Genomic DNA, 20,638 nt, shown 5'->3' on the forward strand with positions numbered 1-20,638 from the left:
TCTACGGTTTCCTGACGAAAGGCTGTAACCGGGTTTTTTTACATAAGTAACGATTAATATGTCATTTGACATAAAAAATCTATTTTAGTATAGCAACATCAGCATATGATGTTATCAGATGTACGGAATTTGTATTTTTTACCAAAAAAGCTATTTATTATAAAAATCCATGGCAAAAGGAGAAGATTATGAAAAAAAATTTAATTTTAACAATTGTCTTAATGGTAATTTTTTGTGTTACTGCAGTACAGGCAGAAACAACGGAAGGAACTAGTGGTGCCGCTAAGCAATGGTGGCAAGAAGGCTACGTCCCTCCTCCTAAGGCTGAAGAACCAGCCGCTCAGGTGGAAGAAACAGTGGCCCCCCAAGTTGAGGAACCTGCTGCCCCGGTGGAAGTAGTGGCCCCCAAGGCCGAAGAACCAGCCGCTCCGGCGGAAGTAGCTGCGCCTAAGGATGAAAAACAGCTGCCGGAGAAGGTCTCCATGCCGCTTAATGTGAATTTCGATACGGCCAAGTCCGATATTAAGAAAAAATATGATAACGACATCAAAAAAGTAGCCGATTTCATGAAAGCGAATTCAGGGGCTACAACTGTCATCGAAGGCCATACCGACAATGTCGATAAATTCAATAATCCAGATAATAATATGAAGCTGTCTCGGGCCCGTGCCGACAGCGTCAGGCAATATTTGATCGACAAATTCGGAATCGATGCGTCCCGCATTACCGCTGTCGGTTATGGATCGAGCAAGCCGATTGCCAGCAATGACACGAAGGAAGGAAGAATGAAAAACCGAAGAATTCAGGCGGTCATCGAAATGGTGAAGACAAAATAATTATTTACAGATTCATATTTCCGAAAATACTTAAGGCCTCATAACCACTACAAGGTTATGAGGCCTTGGTGCTTTAGCGTCCCGATAATGAAAAGGGTAAGAGATATCTTTTTGATTGTGTCCGAACCATTTATTTTGCAATCAAGAATTCATTAGCGAAACTCCAATTCCGAAAGCGACGCGTATTAAAGTTTGTTCGCCGAATTATCCAATATCCTTTGGCTATTGGGAACAATCCCGCAAATCGGAAAATATGAAACCCGCAGCTTAATTTGAGATTCATATTCGTGATTGACTTGCAGAGCTGTTCTTCTTATACTTTAAACGATTAACTTCCTCAATTTTAGAGGGAGTTTTTAATAAAGAGGAAACGATGAAAGAAAAAAAGATTGTTCGTTTAACTCAGACAGTTCAAAGCGCGGGTTGAGCCTGTAAAATAGGTCCGGGAGACCTGTCCGAGATCATGCATGATTTGCCGCTCATTCAAGATCCGAATTTAATAAGCGGATTTGAACACGCGGAAGACGCGGGAGTGTATAAAATTTCCGCTGATCTCGCTTTGGTTCAAACAGTTGATTTTTTTACTCCCACTGTTGACGATCCTTTTACCTTCGGACAGATTGCGGCCGTTAATGCGCTAAATGATATTTACGCCATGGGTGCCAGGCCGCTGACAGCGATGAATATTGTCTGCTTTCCAATCAAGACAATGGATAAATCCGTGCTAAAAGAAGTGCTGCGCGGGGGATTGGATAAAATGCGCGAAGCCGGCGTTTTGCTTATCGGCGGGCATAGCGTTGAAGACAACGAAATTAAATATGGCCTTTCTGTAACCGGAGTGGTTCATCCTGATAAAGTATTATTTAATCGCGGTGCCAGAATTGGTGATAAATTAATTTTGACAAAGCCTCTGGGGACGGGAATTATCAGCACCGCCGTTAAAGCCGAAGAAGCATCTGATGAACAAATGAAACAAGTGATTAATTCCATGACCATGCTTAATAAAAAAGCGTCGGAAATGATAATTGCTACGGATAACGTTCACTCCTGCACAGACATCACCGGCTTCGGTTTTTTAGGACACGCCAGTGAAATGATTGAGGGTGGCGATGTTGGCCTGCGCATCAATTCCTCCACCATCCCGGTTTTTCAGGGTGTACGGGAATTAATGGAAACAGGTTTTATTCCCGGCGGTCTTTATCGCAATAAAAATTTCCGCATCAATCAAGTCGAAAAAGAACAGACCTGTCCAGAATGGATTTTTGATGTCCTCTTTGATCCGCAGACAGCGGGAGGGCTATTTTTCAGTCTGCCCGGCGATAAAGCACAAAACCTTGTGGGGACAATGCATAACGCCGGAATTGTTGATGCTGCTGTTGTCGGCGAAGTTGTTGCCGATCATCCCGGTAAAATTTTTGTTTATTAGGAGGATTTAGCCGGCGGTTCCATTCATGCCCGAACCATGAAATTTGAATCCATCACAATCAAAAAAGAGACGGAGATGAATTTAAAAAAGATCATGGATATAGTCCGGCCAGATGATTCATTGGTCTTTCTGATGCAGGGCAGCCCTGATCCCGATGTCATAGCTTCGGCTATGGCATTGCGCGAAATTATCCAGCGGAAAAAAGGCCTGGCCAAAAGCGTTTTCGTGTCCACAGAGCCATTGGTCAGACAGCAAAATAAAGAATTTGTTTCTTTCATGCGTCTCTATATTCACTTAATTAATCATGTGAATTTGAATTCCTACCGTTTAATCGCCCTTTTGGATGCCCAACCATCTTTTCTTAATGATGCGTTAAACTTTATAAAGCCGCATATTGTTTTCGATCATCATCCCCGTGAAGGAAAATGGCAAGCCGAAATTGAAGATATCCGGCCTGAATATGGCGCTTTATCCACTCTTTTAACAGAATATTTGCTTTGCGCCCGCGTGAAAATTCCCCGTAACTTGCACACCGCTCTTCTTTATGGAATCAAATCGGATACGGACAATTTTGATCGTGCCACCATTATCGAAGATATCAGAGCTTATACCTTTCATACAAAACACGCCAATATGCGGCTGATTCGCCGCATCGAACTTAATCAAACGCCGGGCAGTTTCTTGAAGTATTACGATCACGCCTATCATCACATGAACAATTTTCACGGCCGTCGGGTTTGTTATCTGGGAAGTGTTGAAAGCGCTGATGTCTGTGTTCAGATCGCTGATTTTTATTTGCATTTGATAGGCACTTACTACGCAGTTGTGGCCGGCACTGTCGGCGATAAGTTTATCATTATTTTTCGTGGAGATGGTTATGGGCAGGATTGCGGCGCAATTGCGCAACGGGCTTTCGGATTAATCGGTAAAGGCGGTGGACATCGAAGCGCCGCACGAATGGAAGTTCCTCTGGAAGTATTAAAAGACAAGTTAAATGATGATTTATCTCAACGAAACATTGACAGGTTTCTTTTCCAAAGTCTAAAAAGGGACCAAAAATCTGATACCGCCGGACTTTGAGAAGTATTGAAAAAACATTTGTTTTAGGAAGGAAAACTTATGAAAGACATTGGATTTAAAAAAGAAATAACAACAGGCAGTTACCTTGATCATTTTAACGGTTTTCAGGAAAAGAAACTTACAATTGAAGTGCGTTATGATGAAATTACCGGTGTTTCGACCCGCATTTTACCTTACCGCGTGCGTCCAATCAAAAAGCCTGATTTAGATTTTTATTTGGAAAAATCACCAGAATCATTATGTCCTTTTTGCTCTGATCTTTTTGAAAAGACAACTCCTAATTTCATGCCTAATATTATCAAGGAAGGAAAATTTCGGCGGGGAGAAGCGTGCCTGTTTCCTAACGCTTTCCCTTATGATCAAAATAATAACGTGGCAATTTTATCTTCACGACATTTCATCGGAATGGATCAATTAACAGCGGATACGATGCGTGATGGTTTTGCCGTCTGCCGTGATTATTTTCACCGCGTTGCCGAATTGAATTTGGGTTATAAATATTGTTCAATTAACTGGAACTATATGCCTCCTGCCGGTGGGGGGTTGATTCATCCGCATTTGCAGACAATTGCCGGACATAAACCCACTAATTTTATGCAACGACTTTTGACTAGCGCCCAAAATTATTCTTCTAATACAAATGGAGAAAACTTGTGGCGTAATTTAATTGCTTTGGAAAAAAACGCTAAAGAGAGGTTCATTGCCAGCACAGGCACTATCAGTTGGCTGACAAGTTTCGCGCCGAAAGGCATGGCCGGAGAAATCGATTTTATTTTTAAGGACAAAACATCATTTTTTGATTTAACAGAAGCTAATTTCAGCGAACTGCTGACTGGACTATCCAGGGTATTTAGCTATTTACACGCAAATGATTTTATAAGTTTCAATATGACATTCTATGCTACAATGACAAACAATCGTAATTTTTGCGTGCAGGGAAAGATTGTGCCGCGATTTGTTGTTAATCCGTTAGGAACGAGCGATTTGAATTATTTTGAAAAACTGCATAATGAAATTATTTGCCCGACTGTTCCGGAAGAATTATGCCGCGAACTGCAACCTTATTTTATGGGGTCATAAAAAAATTATCATGCAAAAATATATAGTTGAATGCTTGACAACGGGGTCATTTGAGGATTATACAATGATACCAATTCGCTTTTTTGGCTAACATTTATCGGGATCGCCAATTTCCTCAGCATATAACCTGAAGGAGATGGTATATGTTCTCTCTTTTTCCTAAAGACGATCACAACCAGAGTCTTAGAATCAAACGGTTTCTCATGGCCTTCGGATCGTATGTCATGTGGAGCACCCTGGCTGTATTCCTTCATTTCCAGAATCAGACCCGAGTGACATTAAATGTTCTGGTTATTAGTCTTACAGGGATTCTTGTCGTCAACATTCTTATATATGCGACAATTAGAACCGGATTAAACAAACGGTTCAAGGATCCGAGCCTGACGCTTCTCCAAATGGTTATAGCCACTTTTTGGGCCATGGTGGTTGTATATTACGCCGACTCGATTAGAAGCGTGGTGCTTTTGCTCTATCTAGTCGTATTTGTTTTCGGGCTTTTCAAATTGAATGTCTGGCAATTTCTTTTTCTTTCGGCATTTGCCGTGGTCAATTATACTTCGGTGATATTTCTGCTTTATAAAATCCATCCCGAAGCTATCAACGCGAGAATTGAAATTTTGAACATTGTCGTTCTGGCAACCGTTCTGCCCTGGTTTTCGTTGGTTGGCGGTTACATTACCAGACTCAGGAATAAAATATCCCATGCCCTTTCTACCATCGAGAAGATTGCCATTATAGATGACCTGACTCAGGTGTTTAACCGTCGTCAGATGTACAAAATTCTGGAGCATGAGAAAGCTCTTGTGGACAGGGGAGTTAATTCTTTTTCCGTCTGTATATTCGACCTGGATCACTTCAAAAGAGTGAATGATACTTTCGGCCATTCAGCGGGAGATGTAGTACTTAGAACTGTAGCTCAGGAAGCTCAGAAAAATCTTCGCAATATTGATCACATTGCGCGGTATGGCGGTGAAGAATTTATTCTCATTTTGACCCATTCGGAAAAACGTGAAGCAATGGACTGTGCTGAAAGAATTCGGGAACTAACTAAGCAAATTGTATTTGATAATATGCCCTCTGATTTCAGGATTACTATTTCCGTTGGCGTAACGGAGTATCAGCCCAGTGAATTAATTCAGAAAGCGATAGACAGGGCGGATGTAGCGCTTTACAGGGCAAAGGCTAATGGTCGGGATAGAGTGGAATACGAACCGATGTCCAAGGCATAGCTTTCGCGAATAAAGCCTTTTGGGGAGTGGACACCAATTTCTATTTAATCAACATTATTGCTCGTTTTTGCAGTTTCAGTCTTAGGTGTTTCTGTTGCTGCTGAGCTTTCAGTGGTTTCCTTTTTTTCTTTCTTAGCTGCTGCGGATGGTTTCTTTCCCTTGTAATCTGTCGCGTACCATCCTGTTCCTTTTAAACTGAAAGAAGATAGTGACATTAATTTTTGCACTTTGCCTTTGCAGAATTTGCAGCTTTTTAATTCCGGATCAGAAATCCCCTGAAAAGCTTCAAATTGTTTTCCGCATTTATTGCATTTATATTCATAGATAGGCATAAAAACATCCTCTCCTCAATTAAATATGTCAAAGTTTTTAAAATTGCTGCTGAAGCAATCCAATACTATTTCCAAATCGTAACCTTTTACAGGTTGCAGAGCCGCTCTGGTCAGGTTGTGTACAATAACTTCCTCTTTTTCCTTTTCATCGTTATCAGCGTAAAAATCAATTTCACCATTGCTGAAACGTAAAACGTGAATCAGTTCGTGTACGGCTATGTAAAGCATTAAAGGACTCAGTTTGATGAACGGATTGGCCCTTTCCACAGCGTCCAGAATGTTGTTGTCCTGCAAACATATTCTATAAAAATCGAATCCATCTTTGCGGCTTTCGTCAAAACCATCTGCCTTTTCATAAGTATATTTGCAAAGATGAGCGAATGTCCCGTCTTTTATCTCCTGCTCGTTCAAATAAGCAAGCGTTTTTACGTCATATTTATTTTTTTTGAATTGTCCCTCACTCAATCTGAACTGACGCGATACCAGGTTCTCGGCATCGTTAAAAGCTTTTTTTGTCATGGGCATTTGTGCCGCGTTAAAATAAAGAGGCATAAAGTCACCGCAAAAAGTTTTCTTCAGTTCGCCGGTAATATATTTACTCGAATAATTATTGTCAAGATATCAGATTATAACCTTTTAAAATTAAAAGCTTATGGCCAACCCCGCATAAGGTCCGTAAAAATCCATCGTAGCGTATATATCGCTGACATCTTCAATTTTTAAGGACATTGCCCGGTAACCACCGTGAATATTTAGAAAAGGCAAAGGAGTTACATTGATATCCGCCATGGCGTCATAAAAAAAGCTTCCTGAATAGCCCATGCCTACGAATTTTGCCCGCGCTTCCAGAATGTCAGCGAGAAGACCGATTTTAGCGCCGAGGCCGATCATAGGAATGGGAACGTGAATATCTTTTTTATTATCGTATACGGATGAATTCATTCTTGCTTCGCCATCGAGGTATTTAATCTTGCCGATAATTCCAATGGAAAATCCAGCAAGAATGTTTTCGAGGTTTAAAAATTTGTATTGATATTCGAAATCAATCATACTCGTTTTTAAGTCTGATTCGACGTATGTACCCACAGTATATGTATCGCCGTTAAATCTTATGTCTCTGTTTATATTTCTGGCGCCGGAAAGACTGATAAATGAATACGACAAGGTGAATTCGTGGTTGCCTATTCCAAAGTAGGCTTCCACGCCAGGGAAATTTTCGTTACTTATTCCAAGATCATTATCCAGATTGATTTCCGTTCCTTCAATTCCTTTGCCGTCTACGCGCAAATCGCCTTTAAACGTGGGAATCCAATACGCGGCGTGCGCGCCGAATCCCAAAGCATAAACTGAGGGGGCAAAAAATATAGTCATTAAAACAAGTGTTCCCAGTACAGCAAATAAGTTCTTTTTCATATAATGATCTCCTTATCGGATTTGGCGTTTTATTGTTTTACGGGTGCCGGAAAATGTATAAATTTGTTTTGAAGTTTTGTAAAGGTATTTGCCTTTGTCAGATTTTCTGTTCACGGATTGTAAACACATCTGAGAACCAAAATTAAATTGACAACTTCGGCGGTCAAGGCGTATATCCATTTAAAATAATGAGATAAGATCTTTGCAGAGTTCCTCTTTCCGTCATTCCGGCGCAGGCCGGAATCCAGGAATATTTCAAAATAATGGATACCGGCTTTCGCCGGTATGACAGCGATGTAGATTTTGTGTTATTATGCAAAGCATTAAAGTAGAAATTCCTCGATTTATAAAAAGGTGAATATGGCAAATAAAACTGTTTTGAGAAAAGCAAAAATCAGAATAGGCGTTTTATACGGTGGCCGGTCGGGTGAGCACGATGTTTCGCTTTGTTCCGCCGCTTCGGTTTTTTCCGCCCTTGATCGAAACAAATATCACGTAACGGCCGTAGGCATTGCAAGAGATGGCCGCTGGTATGTGCAGGACGAGCCGCAAATTATTCCCGATAAGGATTTCGGCAGAAAGCTGGCTTTGAAAAAAAACGGCACGTGGCTGGTCAATCATTTTGAACAGAAAAACAAACTGCATCTTTACAACCTCAACAACAAGAATAAAGAAGTGGTTGTGGATGTTGTGATTCCTGTGCTTCATGGGACATTCGGCGAAGACGGCACCCTGCAGGGTCTGCTGGAACTGGCGATGGTTCCTTACGTGGGCGCAGATGTTATCGGCTCTGCTGTAGGTATGGATAAGGACGTTGCCAAGAGATTGCTCAACGAAGCGGGAATCCCGGTTGTTCCTTCTGTAACTGTGAGTAAACAGCAATGGCAGGATAACGCGAAAATTATTAGTAAGATCGTGCTAGCTAAACTAGGGCTGCCGCTATTTGTCAAACCGGTTTGCGCCGGTTCTTCCGTCGGTGTGAAAAAGGTAAAGAAAAAAGAATTACTCGCTAAGGCGATGAATTTTGCTTTTCAGTTCGACACGCGCGTTATGATCGAGAAGGCCGTTGATTGCCGCGAGATCGAATGCGCGGTGTTGGGCAATGAAACTCCCGCCGCATCGGTATTGGGCGAGATAATTCCTCATCATGAATTTTATTCCTATGAAGCAAAGTATCTTGATCCCGAAGGAGCAGCGCTCAAAATTCCGGCACAAGTTAAAGCATCTCTTGCCGATAAAATCAGAGAGACTGCCCTTGAAGGATATATGGCTTTGGGCTGTTCTTCCATGGCGAGGGTTGATTTCTTTCTCGATAAGAAAACCAATAAATTCTACCTCAACGAAATAAACACGCTTCCGGGCTTCACCAGCATCAGCATGTATCCCAAACTGTGGGAAGCCACCGGCCTCAAATACACTGAACTCCTGGATAAACTGATTGCGTTGGCGCTGGACCGACATAAGAAGAGGCTGGAAATAAAAACGGAGGGCATTTAGGGCTGTTGACCGGGAGCGCACTCCCGTAGGGAGGTGCAATTAGAAACAGTCATCTTCCTTGCCGGAAAAAGCCGAAGGCTTTACAATGCGCCGATCTGTCCCGATGAAATCGGGATTGCGCTGCGAACCGCACCGCTCAACGTATGTAAATATACGCCTCGCGATGCGATTCTTGCGCGCCTAGCATCTCGGCACTTTTGAACAGCCCCGAACTAGGGATTTCCAGCAGTTCTAGGATAGATAATTTTTTAAGGAGGTAAAATTATGAAACGTCCGGCGTCGTTAATCATAGGTATTTTACTTCTTTTTCTGGCTTGCGCTCAGCTATGTCGCTTTTTTCTAAAAATTGATGTTGTTGCAGCGGGTCTAGAAATTCCTCTCTGGCCTAGCGCCGTAGCCGCGGTGGTTCTAGTTGTCCTGGGTGTCTGGCTTCTCAAAGAAAGAAATACCTAAAAATATTTGTGGTTATTTTTAGCGAAGATTTTATTTTTGTGTACAATGGTTACGTTTGTAATCATTGGTAATCTTTAATGAATTTTCCAGTCAACTGCTCAGTATAAAAACATAGCTAATAAATTGAAATCATTAGAATAAACTGGTGGTCAAGTTTTTCTTGACATGCAAGAATAGTTAATCTATACTTATATAATGGAAGGAAGTTTTTATCGGACAATTTCTGCGTCATTTAAAGAAGTGATCCAATGTTTTGTTGTGAAAACATCTTTATCGCAAAAAATAACAGTTTCCAAATGGACACTAATTAGCCAAATGTGTCCCATAAGAAGGACTCTATTTCCGGGCGTTATTTAAATGATCTTAAAAGAGGTTAAACATCAGCTAATTGGGAGTTCATGCCGTTGGCATTTTTCTTGCAGAACTATTTATAGTTAGAACGACGGTCACAAATTAGTAACCTAATGTTGGATAAAGTTTTTGAAGTCATCAAATGATAAGAACCTGTAAAAAGTAAATTGATGAATTCTGACTTTTAGCAAGTGTATAAAAGGTAAATATTTAAATTAAAATAATAATTTGTAAGAAATAAAGGAGGTTTTATCAGTATGGCACCTACGGCAAGAAATAAAGTATTAAGAGACGAAACACATATCAAGGCACTTGGCCGTGTATCGGACATGAGAGCCGTTAAGACTGGAATGAAGATTTGCTTGGAGCGTTCCAGGGTTATGACCAAGGTCTACAAGGAAACAGAAGGTGAATTTATTGCATTAAGAAGAGCTAAAGGTTTAGCGGAATATCTGGATACCATGACACTTTTCACGAGACCGAACGAACTTCTCGTGGGATGTTTTGCCAGTGATGAAGCAAGCGTACCGGTTTATCTTGAGCTTTATTGGAGATGGCTATCCAAAACTTTCGGGAAATTGCCTGATTATTCCGCAATGCTTGATGAAGCGGGGATGAAGGAAATTACTGAACAGTTCAAATATTGGGAGAATTGCAGCATTCAGGGCCGCGAAAGAGATTATGTTCCCAGCTGGATTCCGTGGAAGGTTGGAGAGTTACCATCAGCAGGGTTTACATGGCAGTGGGAAATGTGCACGCCTGATTTCGAGAAGGTCATGAAAGTAGGCATGAATGGAATAATCGCGGAAATCGACAAGAGAATAAATGAAGTAATCAATGATATTTCCATTCAGATCGAGAAACGCATGGATATGCTCGATGAACTGCGCGCAATGAAAATATCCTGCGAGGCAATGGCCAGATGGGGCAAGCGATATGCTCAGCTTCTCGAAGGTGAAAAGAAGAAGATTAAAGATCCCAAGAGATTAAAAGAACTCGATAGGATGATTGAAGTATGTAATCGCGTACCGGCAGAGCCGGCAAGGAATCTGTACGAGGCAATTCAGTGTTTTATTTTTATAAACTATTTTGTGAATTACATTGATGTTCCTCAGGTAGGTAACGGTATTCGTTTTGATAAGGTATTATATCCGTTTTATGAGAATGACGTAAAGAACGGCACTATTACCAGAGAAAGCGCTAAGGAATTAGTCGAGGCTGTATGGGTCAAGATGCAGGAAGGCGGATATGTTCAGCCTCCAGCGTGGGTAAACAACGGCGGTGGCGGATTGGGCTGGCAGACAATGACGTTGAGTGGCGTTGATGAATTTGGCGATGATATTACAAATGAGATTACGTATATAGCTTTGGAAGTTACCGGCGAATTGCAAACAGTTGCTCCGCAGATAGCAGTGCGCATGCACGACAAAACACCTGATGAACTTTTTAACGCTGTCTTCAAGTGTGTCCGCACCGGTTGTTCTCAGCCGGCTATGTTTAATGATAAGGTTAACATTCCGAGACTTATGGGCATTGGCGCTTCTGTAGAGGATGCCAGAGCATATGGTATAAATAATTGTATGCAGCCGATTATTCCGGGCAAAAATATCCATTATCGTGCCGGCCATTCCGGAGCTTTAATTCTTCCTATGTGTTTGAACATGGCTATGGATGGAGGGAAAATAATGGGTATGCAGATGGGTATCCAAACAACTCCATTATCTGAAATGAAATCCTTTGATGATATATGGGATGCTTTCTGCAAGCAGGTGGATTACGCTGTAATGGTGTTAACTCAGTTGTCCAGTCTGGGGGATGCTCTACAGAAGAAATATGTCCCGCGTCCGCTCCTGTCGGCGATTCTGGAAGGCAACATTGAAAAAGGATGCGACATGAGGGATTGGGAATACCTGGGACTGCGTCATCACCTTGTTTTTGGATGCAACAATACCGCCGATGCCCTTGCCGCTATCAAAATGCTGGTATTTGAGAAGAAGAAGATAACATTGGAGACTTTCCTCAATGCGGTAAACAATAACTATGCGGGTGAATACGAGAAGGTCTATCAAATGATTGAACAGGAAGTTCCGAAGTTCGGTAATGATAAAGACTATGTCGATATGTTTGCCAGAGATATCATGGTATATGTGAAAGGACAATGCGATAAGTCTCTTGATATTTACGGTAAACCGTATCTTATCGATGGTACGACAGCTTCCGGACCTATCAACGCGGGTATGTTATGTCCGGCAACATTTGATGGAAGAAGGTCAAATGAACCTTTCCATGATGGAACAATTTCTCCTGTTCAGGGCAGAGACATTAGCGGCCCGACTGCTACAATAAGATCAGTCGCTAAAGTTGATCCTCTTAAGACCGGCAATATGCTACTGAATCAGAAGTTTATGCCGATATTCTTTGATCCGGAGAACTATGAGCTTATGAGAGGTTACTTGAAGACCGTACGTGATCTGGGACTGCACCATGTTCAGTTTAATTGCGTAAGCAAAGCGACGTTATTGGATGCGAAAAAGAAACCTGAAAAATATGAGAGCTTGATCGTCAGGGTTGCCGGCTACTCGGCATACTTTATTGACCTTGACAACAAGATTCAGGATGAAATTATTAAGAGAACAGAACAGTCTTTTAGTTGCTAGAAAAAAGGTTGAACCAAAAAAGGGGGATATTTATATCCCCTTTTTTTATGCTTGTAAAATTATGAACATGTCTGTAAAGAAATTAATTTAAAATTAAGAAATCATCAAATCCGGAATATTATATAGGATAGTTTAATTTAAGAAAAAATGGATGGCTAAACTTTTATGAAAGTCGATATAAAATTAAAAGATAAGACGCTGAAGGAAAGCGGCGAAACTACGGGTATAGTGTTTAATTTCCAGCAATTCAGTATTCAGGATGGACCTGGTCTTCGTACGACTATGTTTGTAAAAGGGTGTCCTCTGCACTGTCCGTGGTGTTCCAATCCTGAATCAATTTATTCATCTTATCAAATTAAGGCGGTTCAAGATAAGTGCCGCGGTTGCGGAGAGTGCCTTAAGGTCTGCAAAAGCGGGGCTCTGTCGCATGACGAAAATCATCAAATCGTTCTTGATTATTCTAAATGTAACCATTGCTTGGATTGCGCAGATGCCTGCAATTATAAGGCGATAACCGGAGTGGGTATACGGGTAACCGTAAAAGAGGCTGTTGCTGAGCTCCTCAAGGACAAGCCTTTTTACGATAATACCGGCGGCGGGGTAACTATTTCCGGAGGAGAACCGCTATTGCAGCATGAGTTCGTTGCTGATGTTTTTAAAGAGTTGAAGAAAAAAGGTGTGCATACAGCGCTTGATACTACCGGATATGCCCAATGGAATATTGTAAAAAAAGTGACGAAGGATGTTGATCTGGTGCTCTATGATATTAAGCATCTGGATTCGCAAAGGCATCAGGAAATTTTAGGTGTCAAGAATGAAATAATTCTGGAGAATTTAAATAAATTGGCGGGTAAGACGGTTATTTGGCTCAGAGTACCGCTGATTCCCGGATTTAATGATGATCTTGATATGGCCGATAAGATAGTTGAGTTAGGCAGGAAAGTTCAAGCTATAAAAGTTTATTTTTTACCTCTGCATAGATGGGGTGAGCATAAATATTGTAGTCTGGGATATGATGGCAGCGCTTATGCGAAAATAAAAGATTTTACTGATGAAGAATTAGAAAAATGGAAAGATCATTTTAAATCATTTTCAGACTACGTGATTTTTGGTAAAGCATAGCTGATAATAAAAAGTGTGAAAAAGAATTTTTCCTTTAGAATGTTTGTCCCCGAAATTTTAAGCTAAAGGGAAAAGCGCCATGAAACTGGAAGTAAAGATATGAGGATTTTGGGGAATCCATATTCTTTAAATTGCCTGGCTTATGTGTTAATTGCACACCTTTTGGGTTGATATTCTTACCCAGTTCTGGTTTCATAAACAGATGACATTGTTTTATATAGTAAGGATATTGGCAGTATGAAATATTTTTGCTAAGAAAAAATCAAAATTATTTTATGGTTTCAAGAATGAAGAAAAAGCTTCCTGATAGCCGTAGGAAAGTACAGACTATCGGCCAAACCGGAAATATTTCACAAAACGATGATGCCGGGAAGAGTTATGTTTATGTAAGCAAGTTTTTAGAGCTACTCATCAGGAGCTTGCCTGGAATATTTTATGCCCTCGATGATAAATTTCAACTGCTTATCTGGAATGAAAACGCAGAAAGAATCAGCGGATATAGCGCTGAGGAGGCCGGAGAGGTAAATCTAAGCGATTTTTTTAATGGAGATGATCGCATTGTAATCGAAAATGCCATAAGAGGTGCATATAAAACCGGTGAGGGTGTTGCCGAAGCAACATTCATAACAAAAAAAGGTAAGCGTATACCTTATTTTTTTTCTGGTGCCAGTGCCGTCATAGAGGGAAAATCTTACCTGTTGGGTATAGGCATTGACATCAGCCGTTTCAAAGAAGCTCAAGAGTCTCTGATCGAGAGTGAGGCCCTTTATCGCACCTTTGCCGAGCGTATGACCGAAGGTGTCGCCCTCATTTCTAATGGTAAAATTGTTTTTGCAAACAATAATTTTGCTTCCATACTTGGATTTTCCAATGCCGCGGAAATCATTAGCCAGAATATAATGGACTTTGTGAGCAAAGACTTCGAGATGTATTTCAGGGAGGTTTTCGATTTTATTGAAAAAGGTATGTCTAAAGAACGTTTTTTCCAGGCCCGTTGGCTAAAGAATAAGAATCAGCAAATCTGGGTGGAAGGCAAAGGAAATCTTTTTCAATGGAAAGGCAACCCCACAGTACTGCTCACTGCACGAGACATTACTGAAGCCAAACTCAAGGAAATATCGATGCAGGAAGAAACGGCGTATCTGCGCAGGGAAAATGTCACGCTGCGTTCCTCTATCAAAGATCGCTACCGCTTCGGTGATATCATCGGCAAGAGTGTGGCCATACAGGAAATATACGAACGCAGCCTCAACGCGGCGGCAACAAATGCCAACGTCATAATTTATGGAGAGTCCGGAACCGGCAAGGAACTCGTGGCTAAAGCCATACATCGGCTTTCCAATCGTTCCCAGAATAATTTTGTTCCGGTTAACTGTGCGGCAATACCGGAAAACCTTATTGAAAGTGAGTTCTTCGGATATAAAAAGGGCGCATTCACCGGCGCCAATAGTGATAAACAGGGATATCTCGACAAGGCGAATGGCGGGACGTTGTTCCTCGACGAAGTCGGAGAACTGGGACTGAACATACAGGCAAAGCTGTTGCGCGCCATAGAAGGTGGAGGCTATTCGCCCGTGGGCAGCAACATTGTGAAGCATTCTGATTTCAGGATTATTGCAGCAACAAACAAAAACCTCATGGAATATACGAACAAGGGTCTCATGCGGGAGGACTTCTTCTACAGGATTCACATCATCCCCATACAGCTTCCGCCTTTGAGGCAGCGTAAGGAGGACATACCGTTGCTCGTGGAACATTTTATCAGGCTAAGCTCTCCGAGCAAAAAGGTTGTATCGGTGCCGGGTAAAGTTTTGGAAGCGCTTCAGAAATATGATTGGCCGGGTAACGTTCGCGAGCTGCATAATGTTATTCAGCGTTATCTTATGGTGAATAAAATTGAAATTCTCACACCATTAAGACATCAGCCTTCAGAAATGAAGTCAGAAATGAAGAGTGATGAACAAGCATCTTTTAGCGAAACGAGGAATGACCACGCGTTCCAGGAAGAAACGGAGAAAACAGACAAATCTCCAATCATGGGAAATCTAAGTGACTATACGGAGAAATCGGAAAAGGCCGCAATCATAAAGGCGCTTAACCAGAATCGATGGAACAAGGGCAAGACAGCCGAGATATTAAATATCTCCCGTAAGACTCTCCACAGAAAGATGCAACGCTTTGGACTTCTCTAACACGGGAACTCATGATGTGTGTCAATTGTTTAATCGGATTTCCAATAATGGTATAAAGAATAAGTTCACGCTGACTGATTTTCCATACCACAAAATTTTTTAAATGCCCTCATGGTATGGTCCTCAAGATTAGAGGCCTTTGCACAACTGAATAAGACCGACAATATTGTCATTCCCGTCCCGCATGCGCGGGATTTTACTCCGGCGGGAATCCAGTATTATCAATGGTTTCATGGATACCGGCCTTCGCCGGTATGACAAATAGAGGAGTTGTGCAAAGCTCTCGATTAGTACCATGAGGCAGCTGATTAATTTTTGCAGGAAAATATTTTTATGAAATTAGAAGAGATTATAGAATTGTTTAATATACCATTATCCGAATTGGCCGCTAAAGCTGATAAGGTAAGACGTGAAAGAACAAACAATAAACTGGATATCTGTACTATTTGTAATGCCAGGTCCGGCCTTTGCAGCGAGGACTGTAAATTCTGCGCACAGTCGGTTCACTATGATACAGGGACACCTGTATACCCGATGATGAAAATTGATGAGATAATGGAAAGTGCCTTGCAAGCCAAAGCCAACGGCAGCAAACGTTTCGGGATCGTAACCAGCGGACAAGGCCTTAACATGGAAGAGGTCGGCTATATAGCAAATGTAGTTAAAGAAATCAGGAATAAAATCAACATAGAAGTATGTGCGTCTCTGGGATGTTTGGATTACGATCAACTGGTCCTTCTTAAAAAATCTGGACTCAGCCGCTATCATCATAATATTGAGACATCGCGGGAATATTTTCCAAAAATAGTCTCTACGCATACATTCGATGAACGAATTGTTACCATACGTAATGCTGTTAAAGTAGGGCTCTTCACGTGCAGCGGAGGGATTATCGGAATGGGTGAATCACGGAGAGATAGGGCAGATATGGCGCTTACCTTGAAGGAACTGAATGTGGACTCGGTTCCTATTAACATCCTTATGCCGCTTGCCGGAACTCCGCTTGTCGGAATTATACCTATTACCATGTCCGAGGTATTAAAAACCGTTGCTGTGTTCAGGATTTTGATGCCTGATAAGACGATCAAAATTGCCGCCGGCCGGGAAAGTTTTTTAAAGGACTTTCAAGGTATGGCATTCATGTCCGGGGCAAACGGAATGCTCATCGGTGGATACCTTACACAGCGTGGCCGGTCTGTTGAAGAAGACAAGAATTTGATCGATGAGATACATCATATATGGAATTTATAAAAAATTATTTAGCAAAAAGAAAAGATGAAGACACTCTCCGGTCACTCCTGGAGCTTGATACCAGAGGTCCGGGTATGATCGTTCGACATGGACTAAAATATGTCGACTTCTCTTCCAATGATTATCTGGGCCTCTCCAGACATCCACAATTAATCGATGCGGCCAGACAGGCACTGGAAAAATATGGAGTCGGCACCGGTGCATCAAGACTTTTGAGCGGTGATCTGAAGATGCACCACTTACTGGAAGAAGAGACAGCATCGTTCAAACATAAAGAGAGCGCGCTTGTTTTCAATTCCGGTTATCATGCTAATTTGGGTATCATACCTGCCTTTTCAGGCAAGAACGACGTTATTTTCTCGGACAGCCTCTGCCATGCCAGCCAGATTGACGGTGCCATTCTCTCGAGGGCTGCACGATTTCTTTTTCGGCATAACAACATGGAACATCTGGACGATTTGCTCAAAAGCGAGAGATCTAAGTTCGACAAGGCGCTGATACTTACTGAATCAGTCTTCAGCATGGATGGGGACAAGGCTCCTCTGCGAACATTGGTTGAACTGAAACAACGCTACAATTGTGTGTTAATGGTAGATGAGGCGCATGCGACGGGTATATTCGGTAATCAGGGAAGAGGATTGGTGGAGTCGGAAGGCTTAAGCGAGGATGTCGACTTGATTATGGGAACGTTCAGCAAGGCGCTGGGAGGCTTTGGTGCATATCTTGCTGCCTCGCGTTTGGTTACCGATTATCTGATCAATTCGGCCCGAAGCTTTATCTACTCCACGGCCCTGCCGTGCTCGATCATAGCCGCAAACTTTGCAGCGCTGGAAGTCTGCAAGAATGAACCATGGCGTGGCCCGGCCCTGCTCGATCGCGCGCAAAGATTCCGTACGGCACTGGGCGATGCAGGCTGGAGTGTCTCCGGTGACAGCCAGATCATTCCTGTTATGATCGGCGAGAGCAAAACGGCACTCAACTATGCCAAGATTCTTCTGGAGAAAGGTTTCCAGGTTCTGCCCATCAGACCACCCACAGTTCCCGAAGGTACTTCCCGATTCCGTTTTTCTCTCTGCTATGAGCATACGGAAGAAGAAGTGAATGGAGTCGTGGAGGCCATGAGAGAACTTAAGCGCTACCATGAAAAGTGTGGTGACGTTAAATTTCAAGACCGGAAAAGATGAGGGTCTAATCTTGAAAAGTGTTTTAATAACAGGAACAGATACAGGTGTAGGCAAGACGATTGTATGCAGGCACCTTGCCGCCTATATGCAAAGTAAAGGTGTGAATGTCATTACCCAGAAGTGGGTGCAAACGGGATGTGATTGTGCCGATGATATTAAGGACCATATGCTTAAACCCTTGCCTGCGTGGGGTGAAGTGCAGGACATTGATGATCTTCGCACACCATATAGATTGAAGCTTCCGGCTTCTCCCCATTTTGCCGCTTCTTTAGAAGAGGTGGAAATCGACATCAAAATTATAGAAGAGTCTCATGCCCTGCTTTGTAAGCATTTTGATCTGGTGCTAGTTGAGGGTTCCGGTGGTGTACTTGTTCCTTTGACCGAAAAGATACTCCTGGCCGATCTTGCTGTCCGATTGAAGATGACTGTTGTCCTCGTAGTCTCAAATAAGCTCGGCTGCATCAACCATGCGTTGCTTTCTATTGAAGCTCTTCGCCTTAGGGGGATACCTATCCTGGGATTGATCTTCAACCGGATGGACGAGAACGGCGATGAAAAAATCCTGCGTGAGAATGTAAGGATTATATCATTGATTGCCGGTGTGCCTGTAATCGGTGAAATGCCTTTTCTAAAAAGCGATGCTGACGGATTCGATCGTGCCCAAGATATAGGCGAAGCATTCTATAAGCGCTGGAGGAAAAATAAAAAATGACGGACTTGCTACAAAAAGACCTGACGTATAACTGGCATCCCTATACGCAGATGAGCATACAACAGGTTAATCCACCTCTGCTTATCGAAAAAGCACGCGGCATAAAGCTCTATGATGCATCCGGTCAATGGTACTATGACACCATATCCAGCTGGTGGTGCAATATTCACGGGCATTTGCACCCCAGGATAGTAAATGCCATAAAGCAGCAGCTTAATACTCTCGATCACACTCTTTTTGCGGGCATTACCCATAAAACGGCAATCGATTTGTCTGAACGTTTAGTTCAACTCACTCCGGAGGGATTGCAGAGAGTGTTTTACTCGGATAATGGATCGACAGCGGTCGAAGTTGCCCTCAAGATGTCCCTTCAGTACTGGCGCAATTCCGGCCGGCCGGAAAAATCTAAATTCGTTTCTTTTGACCGGGCCTATCACGGCGACACCGCAGGGTGTATGAGTGTCAGCGGGGAAAGTGTTTTCACCAGTGCATTCACCCCCCTTATGTTTACCGGATATAAAGTGCCCAGCCCTTATTGCTATCGCTGTCCCATGGGTCAGAAAAAAGATGAGTGCGCTACAGAGTGCGTCAGCCTTCTCGAAGATGTCCTCCGTGAGCATGCAGATGTAATTGCTGCCGTAATCCTCGAACCGCTCATTTTGTGTGCGGGCGGGATGCTTATTTATCCGGCTGCATATCTTGCTGAAGCAGCGCGCTTGTCAAGGCAATACAATGTACACCTGATCCTCGATGAGGTCGCTGTGGGTTTCGGCCGCACAGGAACAATGTTTGCCTGCGAGCAGGCAGATGTATGCCCTGACTTTCTTTGCCTGTCCAAGGGTTTGACGAGCGGCATGCTTCCTCTTGCCGCGACACTGACAACACAGGATGTATTCAATGCATTTCTGGGACCGTTAGGAAGCGATAAAACATTTTATCATGGTCACACCTATACGGCGAATCCGATAGGTTGCAGTGCCGCTCTTGCAAGTTTGGATATCTTTGCAGAGGAAGGGACACTATCTCATGTTCAGGAGATTTCTCAAGAGCTCCGCAAAGGCATAGAGATGTTTAAGGAACATCCAATGGTTGGCGACATCCGCACCATCGGTACTGTGGCAGCCTTTGAGTTGGTAAAGAATAAGAAAACAAAGGAACCGCTGGCCGGCAATGACGAAAAGATAAGGAATATCTATTCAAAAGGACTGGAAAATAACGTCATGCTGAGGCCAATTGGTAATGTGATATATCTTTTTCTCCCTCTAAGCACTACTTTAGAAGAGCTCAAAGATATTATTTCAAAGACACATGCTTCAATGATTGAATGAACATGAATCAGTGGTGCTTCCTCAAAGTTTTCAGGCCTATGCTTTGCGCAACTGCCAAATGCCCTGCAAGAGACAGCATACTTCGCCGGCTTCATCCTTGATTTCCAGATCCATTTCCCAGTCGGCCTTTCCTTTTGCATCGGCTTCCCGATGAATGGCATCAATTTCTTCCGCGCTCAAGTTTGCTTCCACAGTTACATTTGTTATTGCCGGACGGCGGAACTGGATGTTGATGGCTTTAACTATGGGATAGAACCGATCGTAATCGAAAGAGGCCATATACATGGCTCCGCCCATAAACTCACCGGCCGTAAAGAGAGAACCGGCATACATCGTTCCTATGTGGTTGACGTTTGGTTCAAGAGGTAAAAGGACTTTGACATGACGATCCCACATCTCTATGATGCGAATTCCCATGGCATCAATAATCTTGATAATGGTTTCCAGCATTTTGGCATGTTCTTGATACTTTTTCTCAATCACCTGATTTTACCT

The 20,638-nt window shown here is 42.6% G+C and carries 18 protein-coding genes; 14 read left to right on the forward strand and 4 right to left on the reverse strand.

From position 1 onward, the window contains the following. Nucleotides 1-188: 188 nt before the first annotated feature. From CVU62_11820 to CVU62_11840, 5 genes are all read left to right on the forward strand, one after another. On the forward strand, nt 189-836 hold the full coding sequence (locus tag CVU62_11820) for a hypothetical protein (GenBank protein PKN37284.1): 648 nt from the start codon (nt 189-191) through the stop codon (nt 834-836). 373 nt (nt 837-1,209) lie between these two features. Next, nucleotides 1,210-2,262: a selenide, water dikinase SelD gene (gene selD, locus CVU62_11825; GenBank protein PKN37285.1), complete on the forward strand. Its 1,053-nt coding sequence runs from the start codon at nt 1,210-1,212 to the stop codon at nt 2,260-2,262. Between the two features lie 36 nt (nt 2,263-2,298). Continuing rightward, complete coding sequence (locus CVU62_11830) at nt 2,299-3,342, forward strand: hypothetical protein (protein PKN37286.1); 1,044 nt, start codon at nt 2,299-2,301, stop codon at nt 3,340-3,342. A 39-nt stretch (nt 3,343-3,381) separates the two neighbouring features. Then, nucleotides 3,382-4,422 carry a hypothetical protein gene (locus CVU62_11835; GenBank protein PKN37287.1) on the forward strand — a complete coding sequence of 347 codons (1,041 nt, stop codon included), beginning with the start codon at nt 3,382-3,384 and terminating at the stop codon, nt 4,420-4,422. 143 nt (nt 4,423-4,565) lie between these two features. Then, the gene (locus CVU62_11840) at nt 4,566-5,651 is read left to right on the forward strand and encodes a GGDEF domain-containing protein (GenBank protein ID PKN37288.1); all 1,086 of its coding nucleotides are present in this window, start codon (nt 4,566-4,568) and stop codon (nt 5,649-5,651) included. Nucleotides 5,652-5,695: 44 nt separating this feature from the next. Here the strand turns inward: CVU62_11840 and CVU62_11845 are convergent, their stop codons facing one another. From CVU62_11845 to CVU62_11855, 3 genes are all read right to left on the reverse strand, one after another. Beyond that, the gene (locus tag CVU62_11845) at nt 5,696-5,983 is read right to left on the reverse strand and encodes a hypothetical protein (protein ID PKN37289.1); all 288 of its coding nucleotides are present in this window, start codon (nt 5,981-5,983) and stop codon (nt 5,696-5,698) included. A 15-nt stretch (nt 5,984-5,998) separates the two neighbouring features. After that, nucleotides 5,999-6,535, reverse strand: coding sequence for a hypothetical protein (locus CVU62_11850; GenBank protein PKN37290.1), 537 nt, complete (start codon nt 6,533-6,535; stop codon nt 5,999-6,001). A 90-nt stretch (nt 6,536-6,625) separates the two neighbouring features. After that, nucleotides 6,626-7,396 carry a hypothetical protein gene (locus CVU62_11855; GenBank protein ID PKN37291.1) on the reverse strand — a complete coding sequence of 257 codons (771 nt, stop codon included), beginning with the start codon at nt 7,394-7,396 and terminating at the stop codon, nt 6,626-6,628. Nucleotides 7,397-7,756: 360 nt separating this feature from the next. Here CVU62_11855 and CVU62_11860 point away from each other — a divergent pair, with 360 nt between their 5' ends. The 9 genes from CVU62_11860 to bioA all read left to right on the forward strand — a co-directional run bounded on the left by CVU62_11860 (nt 7,757) and on the right by bioA (nt 20,143). Then, nucleotides 7,757-8,893 carry a D-alanine--D-alanine ligase A gene (locus tag CVU62_11860; protein PKN37292.1) on the forward strand — a complete coding sequence of 379 codons (1,137 nt, stop codon included), beginning with the start codon at nt 7,757-7,759 and terminating at the stop codon, nt 8,891-8,893. 264 nt (nt 8,894-9,157) lie between these two features. Then, the gene (locus CVU62_11865; GenBank protein ID PKN37293.1) at nt 9,158-9,346 is read left to right on the forward strand and encodes a hypothetical protein; all 189 of its coding nucleotides are present in this window, start codon (nt 9,158-9,160) and stop codon (nt 9,344-9,346) included. A 608-nt stretch (nt 9,347-9,954) separates the two neighbouring features. Next, nucleotides 9,955-12,354 carry a hypothetical protein gene (locus tag CVU62_11870; GenBank protein PKN37294.1) on the forward strand — a complete coding sequence of 800 codons (2,400 nt, stop codon included), beginning with the start codon at nt 9,955-9,957 and terminating at the stop codon, nt 12,352-12,354. A gap of 165 nt (nt 12,355-12,519) precedes the next feature. Continuing rightward, nucleotides 12,520-13,476: a glycyl-radical enzyme activating protein gene (locus tag CVU62_11875; protein ID PKN37295.1), complete on the forward strand. Its 957-nt coding sequence runs from the start codon at nt 12,520-12,522 to the stop codon at nt 13,474-13,476. A gap of 248 nt (nt 13,477-13,724) precedes the next feature. Then, nucleotides 13,725-15,668 carry a sigma-54-dependent Fis family transcriptional regulator gene (locus CVU62_11880; protein PKN37296.1) on the forward strand — a complete coding sequence of 648 codons (1,944 nt, stop codon included), beginning with the start codon at nt 13,725-13,727 and terminating at the stop codon, nt 15,666-15,668. Between the two features lie 333 nt (nt 15,669-16,001). Further along, nucleotides 16,002-16,919 carry a biotin synthase BioB gene (gene bioB / locus CVU62_11885; GenBank protein ID PKN37297.1) on the forward strand — a complete coding sequence of 306 codons (918 nt, stop codon included), beginning with the start codon at nt 16,002-16,004 and terminating at the stop codon, nt 16,917-16,919. Further along, nucleotides 16,907-18,103, forward strand: a complete 1,197-nt coding sequence (gene bioF, locus CVU62_11890; protein PKN37298.1) for an 8-amino-7-oxononanoate synthase — start codon at nt 16,907-16,909, stop codon at nt 18,101-18,103. The genes bioB and bioF overlap by 13 nt, the downstream gene beginning before the upstream one ends. Beyond that, nucleotides 18,060-18,815: a dethiobiotin synthase gene (bioD, locus tag CVU62_11895; protein ID PKN37299.1), complete on the forward strand. Its 756-nt coding sequence runs from the start codon at nt 18,060-18,062 to the stop codon at nt 18,813-18,815. Before bioF ends, bioD begins: the two co-directional genes overlap by 44 nt. Then, nucleotides 18,812-20,143 carry an adenosylmethionine--8-amino-7-oxononanoate transaminase gene (gene bioA / locus CVU62_11900; GenBank protein ID PKN37300.1) on the forward strand — a complete coding sequence of 444 codons (1,332 nt, stop codon included), beginning with the start codon at nt 18,812-18,814 and terminating at the stop codon, nt 20,141-20,143. The genes bioD and bioA overlap by 4 nt, the downstream gene beginning before the upstream one ends. A 36-nt stretch (nt 20,144-20,179) precedes the next feature. Here bioA and CVU62_11905 read toward each other — a convergent pair whose 3' ends face one another. Beyond that, nucleotides 20,180-20,626 (reverse strand): thioesterase, encoded by a 447-nt coding sequence (locus CVU62_11905; protein PKN37301.1) that lies wholly within the window; start codon nt 20,624-20,626, stop codon nt 20,180-20,182. Nucleotides 20,627-20,638: the final 12 nt, after the last annotated feature.

It is taken from the genome of Deltaproteobacteria bacterium HGW-Deltaproteobacteria-2 (assembly GCA_002840505.1).
In the GTDB taxonomy this organism is placed as follows: Bacteria; Desulfobacterota; Syntrophia; order Syntrophales; family Smithellaceae; genus Smithella.

Excerpts from the sequence above, each read along its gene's own strand:
- CVU62_11865 (PKN37293.1), top strand. The coding sequence starts at position 9,158 with ATGAAACGTCCGGCGTCGTTAATCATAGGTATTTTACTTCTTTTTCTG.
- CVU62_11855 (PKN37291.1), bottom strand. The coding sequence starts at position 7,396 with ATGAAAAAGAACTTATTTGCTGTACTGGGAACACTTGTTTTAATGACT.
- CVU62_11860 (PKN37292.1), top strand. The coding sequence starts at position 7,757 with ATGGCAAATAAAACTGTTTTGAGAAAAGCAAAAATCAGAATAGGCGTT.
- CVU62_11870 (PKN37294.1), top strand. The coding sequence starts at position 9,955 with ATGGCACCTACGGCAAGAAATAAAGTATTAAGAGACGAAACACATATC.
- CVU62_11850 (PKN37290.1), bottom strand. The coding sequence starts at position 6,535 with ATGCCTCTTTATTTTAACGCGGCACAAATGCCCATGACAAAAAAAGCT.
- bioF (PKN37298.1), top strand. The coding sequence starts at position 16,907 with ATGGAATTTATAAAAAATTATTTAGCAAAAAGAAAAGATGAAGACACT.
- bioA (PKN37300.1), top strand. The coding sequence starts at position 18,812 with ATGACGGACTTGCTACAAAAAGACCTGACGTATAACTGGCATCCCTAT.
- bioD (PKN37299.1), top strand. The coding sequence starts at position 18,060 with ATGAAAAGTGTGGTGACGTTAAATTTCAAGACCGGAAAAGATGAGGGT.
- CVU62_11875 (PKN37295.1), top strand. The coding sequence starts at position 12,520 with ATGAAAGTCGATATAAAATTAAAAGATAAGACGCTGAAGGAAAGCGGC.
- CVU62_11845 (PKN37289.1), bottom strand. The coding sequence starts at position 5,983 with ATGCCTATCTATGAATATAAATGCAATAAATGCGGAAAACAATTTGAA.
- CVU62_11820 (PKN37284.1), top strand. The coding sequence starts at position 189 with ATGAAAAAAAATTTAATTTTAACAATTGTCTTAATGGTAATTTTTTGT.
- CVU62_11830 (PKN37286.1), top strand. The coding sequence starts at position 2,299 with ATGAAATTTGAATCCATCACAATCAAAAAAGAGACGGAGATGAATTTA.
- bioB (PKN37297.1), top strand. The coding sequence starts at position 16,002 with ATGAAATTAGAAGAGATTATAGAATTGTTTAATATACCATTATCCGAA.
- CVU62_11840 (PKN37288.1), top strand. The coding sequence starts at position 4,566 with ATGTTCTCTCTTTTTCCTAAAGACGATCACAACCAGAGTCTTAGAATC.
- CVU62_11835 (PKN37287.1), top strand. The coding sequence starts at position 3,382 with ATGAAAGACATTGGATTTAAAAAAGAAATAACAACAGGCAGTTACCTT.